The sequence below is a fragment of the Aeromicrobium sp. P5_D10 genome, assembly GCF_054049535.1.
In genome coordinates this window covers 318,636-339,078 of sequence record NZ_JBFUME010000005.1, presented here as the reverse complement: position 1 = coordinate 339,078, position 20,443 = coordinate 318,636, and the positions used below count along the sequence as shown (strand labels likewise).

Annotated in this window: 17 protein-coding genes; 7 read left to right on the top strand and 10 right to left on the bottom strand. The window is 66.4% G+C overall.

The genetic code is table 11. From position 1 onward, the window contains the following. Positions 1-50 precede the first annotated feature (50 nt). Positions 51-1,547 carry a molybdopterin-dependent oxidoreductase gene (locus ACXJKC_RS11970; protein ID WP_456696944.1) on the top strand — a complete coding sequence of 499 codons (1,497 nt, stop codon included), beginning with the start codon at positions 51-53 and terminating at the stop codon, positions 1,545-1,547. A gap of 70 nt (positions 1,548-1,617) precedes the next feature. Here ACXJKC_RS11970 and ACXJKC_RS11965 read toward each other — a convergent pair whose 3' ends face one another. Further along, complete coding sequence (locus tag ACXJKC_RS11965) at positions 1,618-2,859, bottom strand: peptidase C39 family protein (RefSeq protein ID WP_456696943.1); 1,242 nt, start codon at positions 2,857-2,859, stop codon at positions 1,618-1,620. A 91-nt stretch (positions 2,860-2,950) separates the two neighbouring features. Here ACXJKC_RS11965 and cysS point away from each other — a divergent pair, with 91 nt between their 5' ends. From cysS to ACXJKC_RS11950, 3 genes are all read left to right on the top strand, one after another. Then, positions 2,951-4,357: a cysteine--tRNA ligase gene (gene cysS, locus ACXJKC_RS11960; protein ID WP_456696942.1), complete on the top strand. Its 1,407-nt coding sequence runs from the start codon at positions 2,951-2,953 to the stop codon at positions 4,355-4,357. A gap of 5 nt (positions 4,358-4,362) precedes the next feature. Further along, the gene (gene rlmB, locus ACXJKC_RS11955; RefSeq protein WP_456696941.1) at positions 4,363-5,307 is read left to right on the top strand and encodes a 23S rRNA (guanosine(2251)-2'-O)-methyltransferase RlmB; all 945 of its coding nucleotides are present in this window, start codon (positions 4,363-4,365) and stop codon (positions 5,305-5,307) included. A 726-nt stretch (positions 5,308-6,033) separates the two neighbouring features. Further along, positions 6,034-6,534 (top strand): hypothetical protein, encoded by a 501-nt coding sequence (locus ACXJKC_RS11950; protein ID WP_456696940.1) that lies wholly within the window; start codon positions 6,034-6,036, stop codon positions 6,532-6,534. A 17-nt stretch (positions 6,535-6,551) separates the two neighbouring features. Here the strand turns inward: ACXJKC_RS11950 and ACXJKC_RS11945 are convergent, their stop codons facing one another. From ACXJKC_RS11945 to ACXJKC_RS11910, 8 genes are all read right to left on the bottom strand, one after another. Next, a complete protein-coding gene (locus tag ACXJKC_RS11945) occupies positions 6,552-7,271 on the bottom strand; it encodes an ABC transporter ATP-binding protein (protein WP_456696939.1) in 720 nt (239 codons plus the stop codon). Then, complete coding sequence (locus ACXJKC_RS11940; protein WP_456696938.1) at positions 7,268-8,362, bottom strand: taurine ABC transporter substrate-binding protein; 1,095 nt, start codon at positions 8,360-8,362, stop codon at positions 7,268-7,270. Before ACXJKC_RS11940 ends, ACXJKC_RS11945 begins: the two co-directional genes overlap by 4 nt. A 4-nt stretch (positions 8,363-8,366) precedes the next feature. Further along, a complete protein-coding gene (locus ACXJKC_RS11935; RefSeq protein ID WP_456696937.1) occupies positions 8,367-9,185 on the bottom strand; it encodes an ABC transporter permease in 819 nt (272 codons plus the stop codon). 94 nt (positions 9,186-9,279) lie between these two features. Next, positions 9,280-10,905, bottom strand: a complete 1,626-nt coding sequence (gene nikE / locus ACXJKC_RS11930; protein WP_456696936.1) for a nickel ABC transporter ATP-binding protein NikE — start codon at positions 10,903-10,905, stop codon at positions 9,280-9,282. Next, on the bottom strand, positions 10,902-11,795 hold the full coding sequence (locus tag ACXJKC_RS11925; protein WP_456696935.1) for an ABC transporter permease: 894 nt from the start codon (positions 11,793-11,795) through the stop codon (positions 10,902-10,904). The genes nikE and ACXJKC_RS11925 overlap by 4 nt, the downstream gene beginning before the upstream one ends. Beyond that, on the bottom strand, positions 11,792-12,724 hold the full coding sequence (locus ACXJKC_RS11920; protein WP_456696934.1) for an ABC transporter permease: 933 nt from the start codon (positions 12,722-12,724) through the stop codon (positions 11,792-11,794). Before ACXJKC_RS11920 ends, ACXJKC_RS11925 begins: the two co-directional genes overlap by 4 nt. A 10-nt stretch (positions 12,725-12,734) precedes the next feature. Beyond that, complete coding sequence (locus tag ACXJKC_RS11915) at positions 12,735-14,330, bottom strand: ABC transporter substrate-binding protein (RefSeq protein WP_456696933.1); 1,596 nt, start codon at positions 14,328-14,330, stop codon at positions 12,735-12,737. Beyond that, complete coding sequence (locus ACXJKC_RS11910; protein ID WP_456696932.1) at positions 14,327-15,715, bottom strand: NtaA/DmoA family FMN-dependent monooxygenase; 1,389 nt, start codon at positions 15,713-15,715, stop codon at positions 14,327-14,329. Before ACXJKC_RS11910 ends, ACXJKC_RS11915 begins: the two co-directional genes overlap by 4 nt. A gap of 354 nt (positions 15,716-16,069) precedes the next feature. Here ACXJKC_RS11910 and ACXJKC_RS11905 point away from each other — a divergent pair, with 354 nt between their 5' ends. The 3 genes from ACXJKC_RS11905 to ACXJKC_RS11895 are packed head-to-tail and all read left to right on the top strand — an operon-like array spanning position 16,070 to position 19,553. Beyond that, entirely contained in the window at positions 16,070-17,392 is a 1,323-nt protein-coding gene (locus ACXJKC_RS11905; RefSeq protein ID WP_456696931.1) for an NtaA/DmoA family FMN-dependent monooxygenase, read from the top strand. Further along, positions 17,392-18,567, top strand: a complete 1,176-nt coding sequence (locus ACXJKC_RS11900) for an acyl-CoA dehydrogenase family protein (RefSeq protein ID WP_456696930.1) — start codon at positions 17,392-17,394, stop codon at positions 18,565-18,567. Before ACXJKC_RS11905 ends, ACXJKC_RS11900 begins: the two co-directional genes overlap by 1 nt. Next, positions 18,564-19,553 (top strand): ketopantoate reductase family protein, encoded by a 990-nt coding sequence (locus ACXJKC_RS11895; protein WP_456696929.1) that lies wholly within the window; start codon positions 18,564-18,566, stop codon positions 19,551-19,553. Before ACXJKC_RS11900 ends, ACXJKC_RS11895 begins: the two co-directional genes overlap by 4 nt. Here ACXJKC_RS11895 and ACXJKC_RS11890 read toward each other — a convergent pair. Continuing rightward, positions 19,550-20,377, bottom strand: coding sequence for a sulfurtransferase (locus tag ACXJKC_RS11890; protein WP_456696928.1), 828 nt, complete (start codon positions 20,375-20,377; stop codon positions 19,550-19,552). The two genes, ACXJKC_RS11895 and ACXJKC_RS11890, sit on opposite strands and share 4 nt — an antisense overlap. Positions 20,378-20,443 lie beyond the last annotated feature (66 nt).

The window sequence follows — 20,443 nt, the reverse complement described above, 5'->3', positions numbered from 1 at the left end:
ATCATGCCGTACGTTCTGCGGGCTTTGGCCATCCAGGCGACGATGATCTGGTGAGATCACGAGTGTCTGGAGTCTGTGGGGCGATCGCTGCCTGCGCGGCGATCGCCGTGAGCGAAGGTCTTGCCGCGCTGCTGGACCTTCGGGAGTCCCCGATCCTGTCGGTCGGTCAGTCGGTCATCGACGTGACGCCGGGACCAGTCGCGCACGCGATCATCGAGGTCGTCGGCACCAAGGACAAGCCCTTGGCGGTAGCGAGTGTTGTGATCGGGACGGTCGCCTTGGGGGCGCTGGCCGGTTCGTGGTGGCGCGTGCACCGTCTGCGTTCCTTCCTGTTGGTGGCCCTGTTGGTGTCGGTGTCTGTCGTCTCGGTGCTGTCGCGGCCGTACAGCTCCGCGCCGGGCGTGTTTGCCTGCGTGGCGTCCGGGTTCGTGGTGCTCGTGGTGCTGCGGTTGTCGTTGCGCGATGAGCTGCTCGCACCGCAGGGTCGGCGCGCGTTTCTGCGGCTCATGGGAGGCCTGGTCGTCGCGACCGTCGTCGTGGGCGGGGCAAGTCAGCTGTTGGCGTCGCGTCACCGTCGCAGGCAGGCCATCGAGAAGGTTCGGGCCACGCTGAGGCTGCCGGCCAGCCGAGTCACGGTGCCGGGTGGAACAGATCTGGCCGTGTCGGGTCAGGGACCGTGGCTGACGCCGAATCGCGACTTCTACCGCATCGACACAGTTCTCACGCCGCCGTTGATCGACCCGGACGATTGGTCACTGCGGATCCACGGCATGGTCGAACGTGAGCTGACCCTGACCTATCAGGATCTGCTGGATCGCGGCCTCGACGATGCGTGGATCACGATCTGTTGCGTCTCCAACCGGGTCGGGGGCGATCTGATCGGCAATACGCTGTGGGGCGGGGTGTCGATCAAGTCGATCCTCGACGAGGTTGGAATCGGCGAGGGCGCGGACGCCTTGCTGTCGACCTCGGACGACGGGTGGACGTGCGGCACGCCGCTGGACGCGTTGACCGACGGTCGCGATGCCATGTTGGCGCTGACGATGAACGGTGAACCGCTGCCGGTCCCGCACGGCTTTCCGGTCAGGCAGGTCGTGCCCGGCCTCTACGGCTATGTCTCGGCGACCAAGTGGGTCACCGACTGGGAGGTGACCCGGTTCGCCGATTTCGAAGCGTTCTGGACCCAACGAGGCTGGGGAGAGCGGGGCCCGGTCAAGACCCAGTCACGCATCGATGCACCCCGCGACGGGGCCTCGGTCGGTGTCGGCGCGACGAAGGTCGCCGGTGTCGCCTGGGCGCAGCACGTCGGCATCGAGAAGGTCGAGGTCAGCATCGACGGTGGACCGTGGCGCGAGGCGAGGTTGGGCGAGGTCCCGAACGTCGACACGTGGGTGCAGTGGAGCGTCGACTGGTCGGCCGATGAGGGAGATCACGAGATCCAGGTGCGGGCCACTGACCGCGACGGTCGGACGCAGACCGCCAAGCGGGCGGACGTCCTGCCCGACGGTGCGACGGGCTATCACTCGATACAGGTCTCGGCACGATAACGGGTGGACGAGAGAATCGGGTTCCGTCCGCGATACCGCGGACAAAACCCGATTCTTCCGTCGACCGGGGTTACCAGCGGGCGGTGTCCTTGGGCAGTGCTTTGCTGGCCGGGCGAATGACGTAGACAACGCCGCCGCTGCCCTTGAGCCAGGCCTTTTCGAACTGTGCCCGCGAGTAGATCCGGCGCACCGTGGAGTTGTTTGCCGCCGCCGGATCGTTCGCGATGACTCGGCCGTCGGCGGTGAAGCCGCGGATCACCATCAGGTGGCCGGGCGTCGACGAGATCGGGGCCCCGGTCAGGCCACCCTTCCCGAAGGCCACCGAGGCGGCCAATGGGATGCCGGCCTTGATGAAGGCCTCGGCCTCACGCAGGTTGTACAAGCGAGTGACGAAGGTGTCGAGCGAATAGTTTGCGGCGTAGGCGGAATTGAACGGCCAGTTGCCGGTGCCGTCGTAGGCGTAGTCGAAGGTGTATCGCGCCGCGTGGTCGACGAAGGAGTCGGCGTACTTGGACCAGGTGTAGTCGGCCTTCTTCGGCCCCTTGCCGAAGTACCGCAGGATCATCGAGGTCGAGGTGGGCGAGCACCACGCCTCACCGCCGCCACCCCATTGGGGGAACTGGCCACGGTGGATCATCTGCGATGACATCGGCACCGCGAGGTCTGTTGTCTTAGTCATCGTCGTGGCTGTTGTCGTGCTGGGATTGCGTGCGGTGTAACTTGCTGCAACGCCGTTGACGGCATGCAAGGTGGGGCCGGTCTTGGAGCCCTTCGGTTTGTGCAGCACGACTCTGACCTGCCACTGGTCGAATGACTTGCCGGAATTGGCGATGACGGTGTCGGTCGACAGGCGAGCCAGGTCGTCGGTCTGGGTGCCGTACGACGCGCGCTTGATATGCGAGGTGTCGGTCGCCCAACGGGCGACGTTGTCCCAGCTGCCGACCGTCGCACCCTTGCGGACGCGAACGTCGATGCGGGCCCAGGTGCCCGTCGGCGTTGTGATGCTCCACGACGGGATCAGGCTCTTGGCGCTGAAGCCGGTCTTGGTCCACGGGCCGGTCCAGTAGCCGCGATCGTAGGACTTCTTGCTGCCGGAGACCCGTGAGTCCTTGTACTTGTAGACCTTGGTGCCCGTGCCGAGGGTCAGCTTGCCGGTGCCGGCCTTGAGCCCGGTGGACGTTCCCTTCGCGAAGTCGCGGCTGTACGTCCAGCGGGCGAAGGCGGCCTGGTCGGATGCTGCGCTCGCGGGGACGGCCGACAGCATGGTCAGGCCGAGGAACAGGGCGACGAGCGGGGGAAGATGACGACGCATCGGCCCATAGTATGCGACGGATGTGACCCATGGGGCTGATGTGACAGTTCGCGATGGCTCGACCGAGCCAGGGAGCCGATAGGGTTGCCCCGTGGCATTTCACCTGTATGACACTGCGTCCCGGCAGATTCGCGAGCTTGTCCCGGTCATCCCCGGACAGGTGTCGATCTATCACTGTGGGCTGACGGTGCAGGGTCCCCCGCACATCGGCCACATCCGCAAGGAAGTTGTCTTCGACGTCCTGCGTCGCTGGCTGATGCGTTCGGGACTCGAAGTGTCGATCGTGGCCAATGTGACCGATATCGACGACAAGATCCTGGCCAAGGGCGTCGAGCAGGGCCGACCGTGGTTTGCGGTGGCGTATGAGAACGAACGCGCGCTCCACGCGGCGTACGAGGTGCTGGGCTGCATCCCGCCGACGTACGAGCCCCGTGCGACCGGTGTCGTGCCCGAGATGATCGAGATGATGCACACCCTGATCGACAACGGTCACGCCTACGCCGCGAGCGATGGCTCCGGCGACGTGTACTTCGACGTACGTTCGTGGCCCGCGTACGGCGAGCTGTCGAACCAGAAGGTCGACGACATGCTCAACGCCGAGGACGCGCCGCCTGAGGGCAAGCGCGATGGGCGCGACTTCGCGCTGTGGAAGGGGCACAAGGACGGCGATCCGGAGTCGGCTTCGTGGCAGACGCCGTGGGGACGCGGACGGCCCGGCTGGCACCTGGAGTGCTCGGCGATGGCCGCCAAATACCTCGGCCATGAATTCGACATCCACGGCGGCGGCCTCGATCTGCGCTTCCCGCATCATGAGAACGAGCTCGCCCAGTCGCGGGCGGCGGGGCAGAAGTTCGCCCGGTTCTGGATGCACAATGCGATGCTCAACCTGGCCGGCGCCAAGATGAGCAAGTCGGTCGGCAACACTCTGATGGTCAGCGAGGTCGTGAAAAGGGTCCGGCCGATCGACCTGCGCTACTACCTCGCGGCATCGCACTACCGCTCGATCGTCGAATTCTCCGAGGAGTCGCTGGCCGAGGCCGCGACGGCATTCGGCCGGATCGAGGGATTTGTCCGTCGCGCGATCGAGATCACCGGAGCCGGCGAGCTCGGTGACGTGCCGGAAGCGTTCGCCGCCGCGATGGACGATGACCTGTCGGTCCCGGCCGCGCTCGCGGTGCTGCAGAGCAGAGTGACCGAAGGCAACTCCTTGCTCTCCGGCGGAGTTTCGGCCGAGCTGACAGCCGCGCTGGCCGACGTCCGGACGATGCTCGACGTGCTCGGTTTGGATCCTGTGTCCCCGACGTGGGATCGTGGAGGTAACGATGCGGCTTCAGCGCAGGTGATCGACTCCCTCGTCGAGGGGCTGCTCGAACAGCGCCAGGAAGCACGTGCCGCCAAGGACTTCGCCACCGCCGACCGGGTGCGCGACCAGCTGGCGGCGGCGGGCATCGACATTGAGGACACGCCGCAGGGTGCGCGCTGGTCCGTGAAGGGCTAGAGAACATGCCAGGCAACAGCAAGCGCAAGGGTGCGATCAAGAAGACCGGCAAGGGCAATCCCACCGCCGGATCGGGTGGACGTCGCCGTCAGGGTCTCGAAGGCAAGGGGCCGACGCCGCGCGCCGAAGATCGGCCCAATCACAAGATCTACAAGATGAAGAACGCCACCGCCAAGCGCGAGCAGGCCCGTCCCAAGCGCAAGCAGGGCGACGCCGCCGAGTGGGTGGCCGGACGCAACTCGGTTCTCGAACTGCTCAAGGCGACCGTGCCGGTGCATGCGTTGTACGTCGCAGAAGGAACCGATCGCGACGAGAAGATCCGCGAGATCTTCAAACTCGCGGCCGAGCAGCACGTCAGCTTGCTCGAGGTCGGACGCGTCGAGCTCGACAAGTTCACCGGTGGAGCCGTCCACCAGGGCATCGCCGCCAAGCTCAATGCCTACGAGTACGCCTCGCCGGACGAACTGATGGCCCTTGCCGCCGAACGCGACGAGCCGGCGCTGATCCTGGTGCTCGACGGCATCACCGATCCCCGCAACCTGGGTGCGATCATCCGCTCCGCGTCGGGCTTCGGTGCTCACGGCGTGGTGATCCCCGAACGTCGTGCCGCGCAGATCACGGCAGCTGCCTGGAAGACGTCGGCCGGTGCGGCTGCACGTGTGCCGGTGGCCCGGGTCACCAATATCACCCGGACTCTCAAGGACTTCCAGGACGATGGCTGCATGGTCATCGGTCTGGCCGCCGACGGGACCGTCGATGTGGCCGACTCGCAGATGATCGACGGCCCGCTGGTCGTCGTGATCGGCAGCGAGGGCAAGGGACTGTCACGGCTTGTCGGTGAGACCTGCGACGAGATCGTCTCGATCCCGATGGCCACGGGTCTTGAGAGCCTCAACGCCGGCGTCGCCGCCGGCATAGCGCTGTACGCGATCGCGCAGCAGCGAGGCTGAAACTTGCAGACCGCGTCGTTCGCGGTCAGGCAGTGGCGGCATCGCGTACCGGCGATGCGGCGGACTACGCCCCATAGATTGTCACGCCTGTGACAATCTATGGGGCCTTTCAGTTGGGCTCGTGATTTTGTCGTTGACAGAGGCCTGATTCGCGGGCTTTCGTGGTCAAGAGTCGATGAGCGGCGCAGAGCATGCCCCGCGGCACCCACTCGCTTTCGCACGAATCCTAGGAACTGGCGTGAAACGGATCATTTTGCCTTTGGTGGTGGGCTTGGGACTGGTGGTCGGCGTACTTGCGTCACCCGCAGCGGCCACCATCCATCCCAGTAATTGGAAGAAGATCTTCGGACATTCCACCTCGTGTGCGATAGGCCGTTCATCGATCAACGACAGTACGAAGACCGCGAATGCGCTCACACGCAATCAGCGTGGGTGTAGTTCATCGAATGCTGCCGTCACTGTGCCGGCAAACTACCTCGGAGCAAGAGCAGTCCTCGTGAGGGCGAGCGACAACGCTGTCTGCGGAGACACTCACGACAGGTGGAACAGTTCCGGCGAATCTCGTCAGAGTGCAAGTATCGGGTCGCAGTTCGCGTGGTGTGGTGCGGCTGTGTATGTCGGTGCCGCGATCAACAAGCGGAAGTCAGACGCGGGCGCTATTCACACGATCACGGATCGCGTTTCACCGCCCATCTACCTCGTCTTCACCTGGACATAGGAGTGCACATGAAATCACTCGTTGCGAAAAGGGCTATTCCAAGCTTCGTTGCGTCCGTGGTGCTAGGCCTCGTCGGCGGAGTGACCTATCACGCAGCTTTCGGTCAGGAAGCCTCGACGTCAGCCGATGACCCGGGCAAGACGTACGCCGAGTTGGAACCGAAGGACGAGCTGCCCCCAGCGGTGAAACTGAACAACGGCAAGACTGTCGGGCTGTGGCGTCTCGACACTCCGATCGACGAGCGTCCGGACTATGTCGCGTCCCAGCTCGCTGACGGAACGCCCGGGTACCTCAAGCGGACCGATGTCGATGACGGATACGTGATGACAGCTGAAGCGGCGCGCGGAGACGTGGTGGTCTCAACTCCCGAGGAGTTGCGAGCCGAGCAAGCTCGCCTCAAGGCGATGGTCCAGCCGGATGCGAACGGTGAGATCTGGGTGCCGCTCTACGCCGAGGATGGCGAAACTGTCCTGGGCAAGGTGCTCATGGGGGCGACGCACGACGACTGAACCTCGCTCATCCGCGCTCAGGCAGTGATGGCTTCGCGCACCTGCGTCGTCAGCTGGGTGAACTCCGGCAGGCTGCGCAGCTCTTCTGGTGCGATCGGATGCTGCGCGGACGAGAAGCGGGCCGCGACGTCGAGCACGATCCGGCCCGGTCGCGGGCTCATGACCAGCACGCGGGTGCCGAGGAAGACAGCCTCGTCGACGCTGTGGGTGATGAACAGGATCGTCTTGCCGGTCGCGCGCCAGATCGCGAGCAGCTCTTCCTGCAACCGCTCACGGGTCAGGGCGTCGAGGGCGCCGAACGGCTCGTCCATGAGCACGATGTCGGGGTCGTTTGCGAGCACACGGGCGATCTGGGCGCGCTGCTGCATGCCGCCGGACAGCTCGTATGGACGGTGACCGGCGAAGTCGCCGAGACCGACCAGCTCGAGGTACCGATCAGCCGCCGCCAAGCGTTCGGCCTTCGCGACACCTCGGAGCTTGAGCCCGAGCGCGACGTTGCCCCGCACATCGAGCCACGGATAGAGGGTCGGCTGCTGGAACACGACGCCGCGCTCGACGCCGGGGCCGGTGACGGATCTGCCGCCGACCTCGACCGTGCCGCGGCTCGGCTGCTGCAGGCCGGCGATGATCCGCAGCAACGTCGACTTGCCGCATCCCGACGGTCCGACCAGGCCCGCGACGGTCACCGCGAGATCGTGCCGGGTGGCCGACGCGATCGTGCCAGGGTTGGCGGTCACTTCGCCGCGGCCTCCGCCGGAGCCTTGTCGACGCCCTCGGCGTACACGGACTCGTCGGCGACCTTGGCGATACCGTCCTGGGTCAGCAAGAACCCGGCCGTGGTGAACAGGTCCTTGCCCAGCTTGCCGCCCAGGTAGTCCGGGCCGATCTGCTCGGATGCATCGAGGAACACGAAGCCGTCGAATAGCTTCTGGGCCTCTGCAGTGCTGACGCCGACCTCGACCGCGACGCTCTCGGCAGCCTGGGCAGGTTCGTCACGGATCTGCTTGACCGCGAAGTCCTGAGCCTTGGCCCAGGTTTCCAGGACGGCGGGGTTCTTGGCGATGAAGTCGTTCGAGGCGATCGCGAGATCGAATGTCGGCTTGCCGGCCTTCGCGGTGTCCTCGCTCGACAAGATGACCTCGCCCTTGTCCTTCGTCAGCTCGCTCAACGTGGGGTCCCAGATCCAGGCGGCGTCGACGTCGCCGCGGCTCCAGGCCGGGGCGATCTGCTCGGGCTCGGAGTTGATCAGCTTGTAATCCTTGGCGTCCTCGCCGGCATCGGCGATGGCCTGGAGCAGTGAGAAGTGCGCGGTCGAGCCGAACGGCGTCGCGATCGTCTTGCCCTTCAGCCCGGCGATGTCGGACGCGGCGCCGTCACGGACGACCAGGGACTCGGCGGTGCCGATGACGTCGTGGACCCAGATGACCGAGACGGGCAGGTTCAGTGGGGCCGACAGCGCCTTGGTGCTGGGAGACGATCCGGCGAGGCCGATGTCGAGGCTCTTGCCGCCGAACGCCTGGACGACGTCGCCGCCGGAGGCGAAGTTGCTCCACTCGATCGTGGCATTCGGGAGGCAGTGCTCGAGGATCTTCTGGTCCTTGACGACGACGTCGCCGTTGGGGATCTTCTGGTAGCCGATACGCACCTTGGCGGTGACCGACTCGTCGGCCTCCCAGGGGCAGGCCGACGACGCACTCGCGTTCTCGGTGTCGTCGTCGCTGCTCCCGCCGACACAGGCAGACAGCGACAGCGACAGCGCAGCGGCGGCGCCGAGTGCCAGGAGCTTGCGCTTCGGGGGCAGGTGGCTCTTCACGGTCAGGTGCTTCATGGGGTCAGGCCTTTCCTCGCCAGGGGACGAGTGTGTTCTCGATGGTGCGGATGAGTGCGTCAAGGGCGATCGCGGTGAGGCCGATGACGATGATGCAGGCGATCGACAGGGCGATCTTGTTCTGTGTTCCCGAGAGATATGCCAGGCCCCCGATGCCGGGCAGTCCGTTCACGAGCTCGGCGGCCACGACCGTGGTCCACGCGAACCCGACGGCGACCCGCAGGCCGCTGAAGATGTCGGGGAGCGTGGCGGGCAGGGTCACCTGCGTGACGACCTGACGCCGTGAGGCGCCAAGAGTGAGGATCGCGTCGACCTGGTCCGTGCGGATTCCGCGGACTCCGTTCAGGGTGGCCAACGCGATGGGTGGGAAGGCCGCGAGGAACAGCAGCCAGACCTTCGACGTGTCGTAGATGCCGAACCAGGCGACCAGGAAGCCGATGTAGGCCAGGGGTGGGATCGAGCGCAGGAAGTCGAGGTACGGACCGAGCAGACGTCCAGCGAACTGCGATGTCCCCATCAGCAGACCCAACGGGATGCCGACGATGATCGCGAACAGCAGGCCGAGCCCGATCCGGCGCAGGCTCACGACGAGGTGCTCCCACAGGAAGTAGTTCTCCTCGCCGCGCACGACCCGGTCGACTCCGCCGCCGATCGCGTGGTGCGTGTTGGCCCGGGCGAAGGCGTCCCACACCTCGAGCGGGCTCGGCGTCAGGTAGTGCGGCTCGACGAGATCGGCTGCTGCCACTGCCGTCCAGACGAGGAGCAGGACGACCAGAAGAGCGACGGGCGGCAGCCAGCGGGACAGAGCGGGGAGGCGGGACACGTCCGAAACGGTAGGGACACGCAAAGGGTTCCCGGGGTCGGTCCCATCCCTCGGACGACGCGCTCCTGCAGGGGGTGGTGGGTGTATCTGGGAGTCACAGTGACCCGAGAACGTCCGTCTGGCGATGCGGCACGGAGGCGATCAGCTCTCGCGTGTAGGCGTGAACCGGCCGGGTCAGCACGTCGGCAGCGCTACCGCTCTCGACGACTGATCCGTGCCGCAGCACCACGATCTCGTCGGCCAGCTCGCTGACCACGGCGAGGTCATGGGAGATGAAGACATAGCTGATGCCAGTGGCCTCCTGGAGATCGCGCAACAGCTCGATGATGCGTGCCTGCACCGTGACGTCGAGGGCTGAGGTCGGCTCGTCGCAGACGATAAAGCGGGGCCTCAGGCTGATGGCCCGGGCGATGGCGACCCGCTGCTGCTGACCACCCGACAGCTCGAGTGCACCCTTGTCGGCGAACTTGCCCGGCAGCCCGACCTGATCGAGCAGCTTGATGACCTGCCGCCTGGCGTCGCCGCGGGTGACTCCGGCATGGCGCAGCGGTTCGGCAATGACCGCTTCGACGCTGAACCGCGGATCGAACGAGCTGGCCGGGTTCTGGGGCACGAACTGCGTCGCACGCCGGAACGTGCGGCGCCCTGCGCGGTCGAGGCGGCCGATGTCATGTCCGTCGAACACGATGCGTCCGTCCTGCGGCTTGTCCAGACCGAGGACCAGTCGGGCGAGCGATGTCTTTCCGGCGCCGGACTCGCCGACGATCGCGACGGTCGATGCTTCCGGGACGTCGAACGACACGTCGTCCACGGGACGGAACGGGGTAGAACGGGTCCAGCGTCCTTCGCCGCGCAGACGTAGCTCGCGCACGACGTTCTCAACCTTCAGGACCGGCGGCGCTGCGGGACGTTCGCGCGGCTCCCGTGGGGTCAGCGTCGGTGAGGCGCGCAGCAACGCTCGCGTGTAGTCGGTGATCGGTCCGGCGAAGAAGTCACCGGTGACCCGACGTTCGACCAACCGGCCACGGTGCAGGACGACGGTCGAGTCGGAATAGGCGGCCGCGAGTTCGAGGTCATGGGTCACGAGCAGGATCGAGATGCCGTCGGAGGCCACGAGACCGGTCAGCAGGGTCAGAACCTGCTTTTGCACCGTGACGTCGAGGGCGCTGGTCGGTTCGTCGGCGATGACGAGCGCCGGCTTGGCGGCGATCGCGATCGCGATGAGCACGCGCTGCAGCATCCCCCCGGAGAGCTCGTGCGGATACTGCCGCGCGCGTTGTGCGGGGTGGTCGATGCCGACTTTCTCCAGGAGCTCGGCGACGTGAGACCTGATGTCGTCGCGGGCGCACACACGATGCCGTAGCAACACCTCGCCGATCTGGGCGCCGATCCGTTTGAGCGGGTGCAGGCTCCGGCGTGGATCTTGGGGCACGAAGCTCACGACCGCGCCACGCAGCGCCTCGACGACAGATCCGGGCGCGTCCAGCAGTTCGACGCCGTTGATCCTGATACTCCCGCCGGGGGAGACCTGCGCGCTGCTCGGCAACAGTCCCGTCACGGCCTTGGCGACAGTCGTCTTGCCAGAACCGGACTCGCCGACGACCGCGACGATCTCGCCGGGCAGGATCGACAGCTCGAAATCCTCTACCGCGACCTCGCGGTAGTGCGATGACTCGTAGGCCACGCCGAGCCCGGTGATCGACAGCACGGGAACGGTCATCGCGACTCCCTCGACTGGGACTGGAAGTACAGGAACACGCCGTTGGCGGCGACGACGACCGCTGTCAGGGCCAACCCGGGCATCGTGGTCATCCACCAGGCCGTTGCGAGGAATGAGCGTCCGTCCGCGACGAGCGCGCCCCACTCGGGCTTGGGCGGCTTGACGCCGAGACCCAGGAAACTCAGCGAGGAGATCGCGATGATGCTGGCCCCGAACTCCAGGGCGATGTAGGCCGCAACGGGAGCGAACGAATTGGGCAGCACATGACGCACCAGGATGCTGGGTCGGGAGGCGCCCGACAGCACCGCGGCCTCGACGTACGCCGATCGGGTGACCACCAGGACGCTGGATCGCATCAGCCGGGTCACGGCGGCGATGCCGGCGACACCGACGGCGATCGCGACGTTGATCGTGCCGAAGCCCAATGCCGCGACGATCGCCAGTGACATCATGAGGCTGGGGATCGACATCATCAGATCGGTCAGGCGCATGATGACGTTGTCGACGAGCCCACCGGCGTATCCGGCCAGCAGCCCCAGCACGGTGCCGCCGGTGAAGGTGATCGCCAGGGCCAGCAGTCCCGCGGTCAGCGAGATGTTCGCGCCGTGGACGACTCGCGAGTACAGGTCACGACTGAGGTTGTCGGTGCCGAACGGATGCTCCCAGGAGGGCGGCTGAAGGTGGTCGCCATAGAAGATCTTGTACGGGTCGGTGTGAGTGAACAGGGACGGGAACACCGCCGCGAGCACCGCGAGACCGATGACTGTCAGGCTGATGGCCAGCCCGATTCGGGCGCCGAGAGGACGACGGTTGCGGCGCCGAGGTTGCGGAGCAGCGACGTCGCCCGGCGCCAAGGTCTCCAGCGGTGGAGTCAGGGGTGGTGCGGTCATCGGATCACCTTTGCGCGCGGATCGACGAGGGGGTAGATGGCATCGGTCACGAGGTTGACGACGACGAACAGGACCGCCGTGACGACGATGGCCCCTTGAACCAGCGGCAGATCGCGTTGCAGGACGGCGGTCTGCATGATCGAGCCGAGTCCTTGGCGGGAGAAGACCGTCTCGGAGATGACGGCACCGGCCAGGAGCGTGCCGAAGTGCAGCCCCACGATGCTGACCGTCGGCAGCAGCGCCGCAGGAAGGACATGTCGCACGTGGACGTCGACGGGCTTGAGCCCCTTCGAGATCGCGGTAGTGACGTAGAGCTCGGCACGTGCGCGCAAAATCCCGTCCAGCGTCACCTGGGCGATCATCGAGGCGTACGGGATCGCGATCGTGACGGCCGGCAGGACGACAGCGGTCCAGCCGTCGTTGCCGGCGGCGGGGAAGAGATTGAGCTGGAAGCTGAACAGTTGCAGGAGCACCAAGGCGATCCAGAACGTCGGGAACGAGCTGCCGAACGCCGGGAGGATCCGGACGAGCTGGGCGATGCGGCGTTCCGACCGGTACGACACCACGATGGCGAAAGCGAAGCCCAGAACGATCGACAGCACCATTGCGGTCAGTGTCAGGATCACGGTCGAGGGGAGCGCCTGGGCCAGCAGCTCGGTCACCGGGACGCCGAAGCGCACCGAGCCACCGAAGTCGAGGTGCAGGTAGTTCCACAGCAACGTGAGGTACTGGTGCCAGAACCCCAGGTCGAGACCCAGCGAGCTGCGTAGCTGCGCCTCCTGCTCGGCGCTGACGGCTGTTCCGCCGTCGGCGCCGAGCAGGACGCTCACGCTGTCACCGGGTGTCAGGTACAAGATCACGAACGAGACCGTGAAAGCGCCCCAGACCACCAGGGCGGCCTGACCGAGGCGCAGGACGATGCGGTTCATGATCTGTGTCCTACTTGTCCAGCGAGATGTCGGAGTAGATCGGACCCGGACCCGACAGATAGGCCAGCTGTGCGCCCTTGACCTTGGACGACACGACGAAGGACTGGGCCCAGTCGTAGATCGGGATCAGGTAGCCCTCCTCGATGACGGACTTCTGGACGTCCGCCAAGATCGCATTGCGCTTGGCCGGGTCGACGGCCTGGAGCTGCCCGGCGAGAAGGTCGTCGAGCGGTTCTGCTTTGGTGCGAGCCGACCAGTTGTTCGCGTCGACGCTGAGGACGGCCCGGAGCGTGTCGGGCTCAGGCGTGTAGCCGTTGACCCACCGCGATCCGTAGTCCCCGCTCTCGTAGACGGCTGCGGACTTGCCGGTCGGCAGCAGGTTGATCGTCAGCTCGACGCCGATCTCCTTGAGCTGTTCCTTGATGACCGCGAGCACGCTCGACGTGGCGTTCCAGTCGTACTCCCACGAGACGTCGAAGGTCAGGCGGGTGCCGTCCTTCTGGCGGATTCCGTCGGAGCCGGGCTTCCAGCCGGCATCGTCGAGCAACTGCTCGGCCTTCGCCGGGTCGTACGCGAGCAAGGTGCTCTGGTCGGCGTAACCGACGGTCGCGGAGCTGAGAGCCGAGGTCGACGCCTGGAACCAGTCGCCGATCACGCCGTCGATCGCCTTCTTGCGGTCGAAGCCGATCTGGACGGCCTTGCGCACAGCCGGATCTTCGAACACTGGATTGGCGGTGTTGGGCAGGATCGATACGGGATAACCCGCGTTCGTCGTGGTGTAGATGTGACCGCCGGCGGCCTTGATCCGTTCGGCGTCCTGGGGCAATGCAACCGAGTAGGCGTCGATCTGGTTGCTCAGGAGGCTTCCGGCAAGCACGGACGTGTCCTTGACACTGACGATCTCGATGCCGTCGAGGTACGCCGCGCCCTTGTTCTTGGCCAAGGGATTGGGCCAGGCATAGTCCTTGCGCTTGGAATACTTCAACGTCTGGGTTGCGACGAACTCGTCGATCACGAACGGGCCGGTGCCGATGACTCCTTGAGCGCAACGGTCGTCGGCTGAGAGCTTGGACGTCGCGGGGGCGACGATGCCGAGGTTGCTGGTCGCCGTTCCTTGCAGGAAGGCGATATTGGGTTTGGAGAACTTCACGACAATCTCGTCAGCACTCTTGACCTCGGTGCTGACGTAGTCGTTCAGGTAGCCGATCGCCAAGGGGGCTGCGGCGCCGAGCGTCTTGACGACCGCGTCGAAGCTCTGCGCGACCGCCTTGCCGTCGAGCGGAGTGCCGTCGCTGAACGTCACTCCGTCGCGCAGGACGAAGTCGAACCGCGTCGCATCGTCGTTGACTGAGTAGCTCTTGGCGAGCCAGGGCAGATAGTCGCCGGTGTCGGGGTCCTGCGCCAGCAGGGAGTCGGTGGCCGGCTTGAGCTGGTAGCTCGCCGGATTGTTGCCCCGCTGATGCGGATCGGCGCAGTCGAGGACGCTGTCACCGAAACGCAGGACTCCGCCAGTTGCGTCGGAGGGTTCGTCGCTGGCGCCGCAGGCGCTCAGCAGTCCTGCGGCCAACGCCAGGGGAACTACAGCAGACAATCGGGCGATCTTCATGGACGTGCTTTCTGATGGGGCAGCAGCGGACTGCGGCGGGAGGGGTGGGTGGGTGCGAGGCGGGGACCGGCGCCGAACAGGCGTTCGCGCAGCGTGGTTCCCGGAGGGTCGTAGGCAGCGCGCATGAGGCCGCGGCGCGTCAGTTCGGGGGTGAGGTGGTCGGCGAAGTCCTCCCACGATCCGGGCTGGGTCAGATAGTGGACGTTCAGGCCGTCGATGCCCAGATCGGCCCAGTGCTCGATCGCGTCGGCGATCTGGTCAGGTGTTCCGACGGTGTGCTGCTGTCCCGTCCAGCGGACGAAGGCCTCGAGCGTCCAACCTGTGTCGGGCGCGGCCTGCAGTCTGGCGTGGAACGATCCCAGATCGTCGGGGGTCGTGCGGTCGAGGATGTCGGAGATCTTCTCCTGATGGCCGAGGACGGACAGATCCTTGTGTGCTCCCTCGCTCAGCTTGATCAGCAGCGACTCGACCGAGCGCGTCTCGGCCAGCTCGGTGTCGAGGCGGCGGGCCTCAGCCTCGGTGCTGCCGAGGACGTAGGCGAACTTGCTGATGATCTTCAGGCTCGACGGATCGCGGCCCACGTCGGCGGCAGCCTTGCGGAGCCGGGTGATGTTCTCACTCGGATCGCCGACCTCGATCGACGAGAACACGCCTTCGGCGTGATCGGCCGCGAACCGGGCGAACCGGTCGGACGCTCCGGCGTTGAACAGCACGGGGGTGCGCTGCGGCGACGGCTCGGAGGCATGGGCGCCGGGAACGTCGTAGAAGTGACCCGTGTGGTCGATCGAGTGGATCCTGTCGGGATCGGCGTAGATGCCGGCGACCCGGTCGCGGACGACGGCGTCATCCTCCCAGCTCTGCTCCCACAGCTTGTAGACGACCTCGAGGAATTCCTCGGCCCGTGCGTACCGGTCGGCGTGCTCGGGCAGTCCGCCGCAGCCGAGATTGCGTCCGGTGCCGGGGATCGAGCCCGTCACGATGTTCCAGCCGACCCGACCGCCGGTCAGGTGGTCGAGGGTCGAGGCGCGTCGGGCGAAGGAGTACGGCGGTTCTTGTAGGACGTTCTCGGTGAACGCATAGCCGAGGTGCTCGGTGTGGAAGGCCAGCAGCGCGATGATGCTGGCGGCGTCGAGAACCGGCGCCTGCAGGCCGGTGCGCAATGCGGCGTCGCGGCTTCCACCATGCAGCTCGTACGGCGCAAGGACGTCGGCGAAGAACAGCAGGTCGAAACGTGCGCGTTCGAGGGTCTGCGCGACGTCGACCCAGTAGCCGGGAGTCGTGTACTCGAGCTGGCGGCTGTCGTCTCGGGCCCACTGGCCGTGGTCGTGATGGGACGGGGCAAGCATGTTGAAAGCGCTGAAGATCAGCGGCTTGCGCTCAGCCATGGATCGGCCTTTCTGTGCGTTCGGAGGTGACGATCGATCACGCTAGGCGGCACTGTCCGGCCACGTCCAACAGTCATGCCGGATCGGATTGGATCAGGGTTCGTGATGAGTCGAATTCCTTGAGGTGACAGCCAAATTCCATGCCAGTATCACGTTTCTACAGACCATTTCCTGGCCCATCTCAGGCGTCGGTCAAAACGATTCGCAGGGCCGTCGCGGTGATACGTTCCGGGCTCGCGACGCCATCGCGGATGGTGATCGAAACACATCGACATTTGCGCTTGGACGGCGTGGGGGCGAGCGATCTAGCGTCGAGGTCCAGCCCGTCCAAGCCCACCTGCAGGAGCACGCACCATGTCCCAGAAGAAGCCGATCCGGCTGGTCTTCAACCTGACGCCGTCTGGAATACACGATGCGGCGTGGAAGCAGCAGGACGCAGCCTCGACGTTGTCGACCGACATCGAGCAACTCGTCGAGAATGCCCAGATCGCCGAGCGCGGCAAGCTCGACGCGATCTTCATGCCCGACAGCTACGGCGGTCTCGAACTCGACAGCCCACCCAGACGACCGTGGCGTTCGCTCGACCCGACGGTCGTGTTCGCGGCGATCGCCGTCGCGACGCAGAACATCGGTCTGATCGCGACGATCAACGCGGTGTACGGATCGCCCTACCAGGTGGCGCGCGACGTCGCCTCGCTCGATCACCTGAGCCGTGGTCGTGCGGGCTGGAACGTCATCACGAGCCAGAACGCGAATGCCTTGGACGTCCTCGGCATCGAGACGGTCTATGAGCGGGATGAGAAGTACGAGCGGGCCGAAGAGTTCCTGACGGTCGTCCACGCGCTGTGGGACTCTCTGCCGCAGGAGGCGATCGTCGCAGACGCTGCGACGCATCGCTACGTCGATCTGGGGCTGTCGCGACCCGTCGACTTCCGCGGCAAGCACTTCACCAGCCGGGGCATCAGCCCCGTCCCGCCGTTCGAGGGCAACAAGCCTGTCATCGTGCAGGCCGGAGCCTCGGAGCAGAGCCAGCGGTTCGGCGCGCGATGGGCCGACGCGCTGTTCACCAAGCACCGCACGGTCGAGTCGGGGCAGCGGTTCACCGCCGGCGCACGGGCGTTCGCGCAGGACGCCGGCCGATCGCGCGATGACGTTCTGGTGCTTCCGGGCCTGTTGCCGATTCTCGGGTCGACGGAGGCGGAGGCCTGGGCCATCAAACAGGAACTCGACGAACAGCTCGACCTCGACTACTTGCGCGAAGCTCTGGCCGAGAAGCTGGGCATCGCGTCCTCGCTGCTGGATCCGGCCAAACCGCTGCCGTACAGCGCGATCGAGGTCGACAACGCATCACCCTATGACCGTCAGCAGCGCGGCAACCTCGTACAGGAAGCCAAGGACAAGGATCTGTCGACGCACCAGGTGTTGCTCAACAACTTCCTGGCCGGGCACCGGGTCGTCGTCGGCACCCCGGAGCAGCTCGCCGACGACTTCGAGACCTGGATCGACGCCGACGCCTCTGACGGCTTCGCCTTCAACGTGGAATCGAATCCGCGTGGCATCACCGCGATCGTCGACGGTCTCGTGCCGGAGTTGCAAAGACGCGGCCGATTCCGCACCGAATACGACGGCACGACATTTCGCTCGAATCTGGGCGTGGGAGCAGGGAGCAGGATCTGATGAGCATCATCACCCAGGACGTACGTCGCGCCGACCTCCTGTCGGTCGAAGGACTGGCATCGCTGACCGCCCTCGCGGCGCAGGATGCGGAGCAGAACGACCGAGACGCCGCTTTCCCGGCGCAGACGCTGCGGCGCTTGTACGAAGCGGGCGTCCACGACGTGCTGTTCGCCGAGGGCGCTGACCGGCCCAGCCTGGTCGACCTGTCGCGCGTCGTTCAGGCGGTCTCCCAAGGTGATCCTTCGGCCGGCCTGATCCTGGTCAACACGATCCACGCGGTCGAGAAGCAGAAGGCCCAGCGGGTGTGGCCCGAGGAGCTCTACGCCGAGTTCGTCACCGCGACCCAGAGTGGACCGGTCAACCTCAACTCCGCGCGGGCCGAACCCGATCTCGGTGCCCCTGCTCGCGGCGGGCTGCCGGAGACGACGGCTTACCGCACGGCCGACGGCTGGGTCGTCAACGGCCACAAGTCGTACGTGACGGGCAGCAGCCACCTCGATTGGCAGTTCGTGTGGGTCAAGACCGATGAGCCTCAGGTGCGCGTGGGCCATGTGATCGTGCCGCGGCTGACCGACGGAGCTGCGACGCCGGGGATCGAGGTCATCGAGACGTGGGACCACCTGGGGCTTCGAGGCAGTGCGACGCACGACGTCGTCTACACCGATGTCGAGGTGCCCATCGGGAACTTCATCGAGATCCCGTTCGTCGACGGCCGCTACGTCGACCCCGTCGGACGGGGCGGCGCATCCAGCCTGCTGCACGCCGTCATCTACGTCGGCGTGGCCCGCGCGGCTCAGGCGGCATTCGGTCAGTTCGTGCACGACCGGGTACCCAGCGCCTTGGGACGCTCGATCGCCACGACCGAACGCATCCAGACGATCGCCGGCGAGATCGAAGGTCTGATCGTCCAGGCGGAGGAGCTGCTGTACGGGCTGACCGCGCGAGCAGACGCGGGCGACGTCGATGCGATCCGGCGTACCCAGATCGCCAAGCCGCTCGTCGCCAAGGGGGCGATCGAGGCCGTCCAAGTCGCGGTCGCGGCGCTCGGCAATCCGGCGCTCTCGCGATCCAACCCGCTGGAGCGGCACTTGCGCGACGTCCTGTGCGCGCGAGTACATCCACCGCAGGAAGACGCGGCCCGAGTGGCCGTTGGACGTCAGGTGCTGGGCCTGTGAGCCCGCGGTATGTCATCGTCGGAGCCGGTGCGATCGGCGCCTCGCTCGCCGCGCAGCTGCACGAGTCGGGAGTGCCGTATCTGCTCGTGGCCCGGCCGCGCCAGCTGGCCCTGCTCCGCGACCAGGGGCTGCGATACGTGCGACCGGGACAAGAGGTGACCTTGACGCTCGACGTGACAAGTGCCGAGGAGATCGATGCCCTCGATCCGGACGACGTCGTGGTGTTCACACCGAAGTCGCAGGATCTCGAGGCGGCGCTCGACGACTGGGCCTGGCGTTCGGTCAAGGGCGGCACGGTGGTGGCGGACCTTCCTGTCGTCACCGTCCAGAACGGTCTCGCGGCAGAGCCACTCGCGCTTCGTCGCTATGCGACGGTGCTGGGCGCTTCGGTGCACCAGCCCGGGCGCTATGTCGAGCCGGGGGTCGTGGAGGTGCGGTCTGCGCCGACCGTCGGACTCGTCCTCGTGGGGGCGTTCCCCGCCGGGCACTCAGAGCTCGCCCAGCAGGTCGCGGACGACTGGGGTCGTTCGGGTTATGCGGTGCAGGCGACCGACAACATCGTGCGGTGGAAGGCCTCGAAGCTACTCTGGAACGTCAACAACGCCGTCGATGTGCTCACCGGGGCGCCCGATGCGGTGGCGCGGCTCAAGCAGGGTCTGGTCGACGAGGCGCGCGCGGTGCTCACGGCGGCCGGAATCGACATCGCCGACCCGTCTGAGCGGACCCTGGATGCGAGCGGCTTCGTGATCGCGGAGCATCCGCGGGGACGCCCCGGAGGCATGTCGACCTGGCAGAGCTTCGAGCGATCTGACGCCAGTGGGCACGAGGTCGACTACCTCAACGGCGAGGTCGTCCTGCTGGGCCGTCTGCACGGCGTGGACACACCGCTCAACGAAGCGATCCAGCGGATCTTGGGAGCCTCCTTCGCCGCAGGGGAGAGCGCGGGAGTGCACGACGTGGACGAGGTGCTGGGTTCCGCCCGCTAGGCGCCGGTCGCCACCGGCAGGTCGTGATTGCTCCACTGCGACCACGATCCGGGAAAGAGCATCGCGTCGATGCCGGCGATCGCCAAGGCAGCCACCTGGTGCGCTGCTGTGACGCCCGAGCCGCAGTAGGTCGCTACCGGACGGGATCCGTCGACGCCGAGCGAGGCGAACCGCTCAGCGAGGGCGTCGGCCGACAGGAAGCGACCGTCCGCGCCGAGGTTGGCGCCGGTCGGAGCGCTGGTCGCTCCCGGAACGTGACCCGCCTTGGGGTCGATCGGCTCGGTCTCACCGCGGAACCGTTCACCGGCACGCGCGTCGAGCAGGACCCCGGTGGCCGGGAAGTCCGCGACGGCATCGAGGTCGAGCGTCGGCAGCCGGCCGGGTGTCAGATCCACCGTTCCAAGTTCTGGCTGCACGTCGTCGGTTGCCAGCTCTCCGCCAGCAGCGATCCAAGCCGGAAGAGCGCCGTCGAGTAGTCGGACGTCCTCGACTCCGGCCCAGCGCAGCAGCCACCAGGCCCTCGCAGCGGCGAGATTGCCGTCCCCGTCGTACGCGACGACCGTGTCGCCGTGCCGGATTCCCCACCGACGGGCTGCGGCCTGCAAGGTCTCGACCGAGGGCAGCGGGTGGCGTCCGTCGGTGGGCGCTCCGTGCGAGGCGAGCTCATCGTCGAGCGAGACAAAGACCGCGCCCGGGACGTGGCCGGTCAGGTACTCGCCGTGGCCGGGAGGCCCGCCGAGCTTCCACCGCACGTCGAGGACGACGGGCGGATGGTCGGTGCGAAGAGCGGTCGCGAGGTCACCAGCAGTGATGAGGACGGTCATGCTGCCAGGTTAGGGAGCGGCCTGACGAAGCGTCCAATACCGAAGAGTCATGGGTGCCGATCAGGA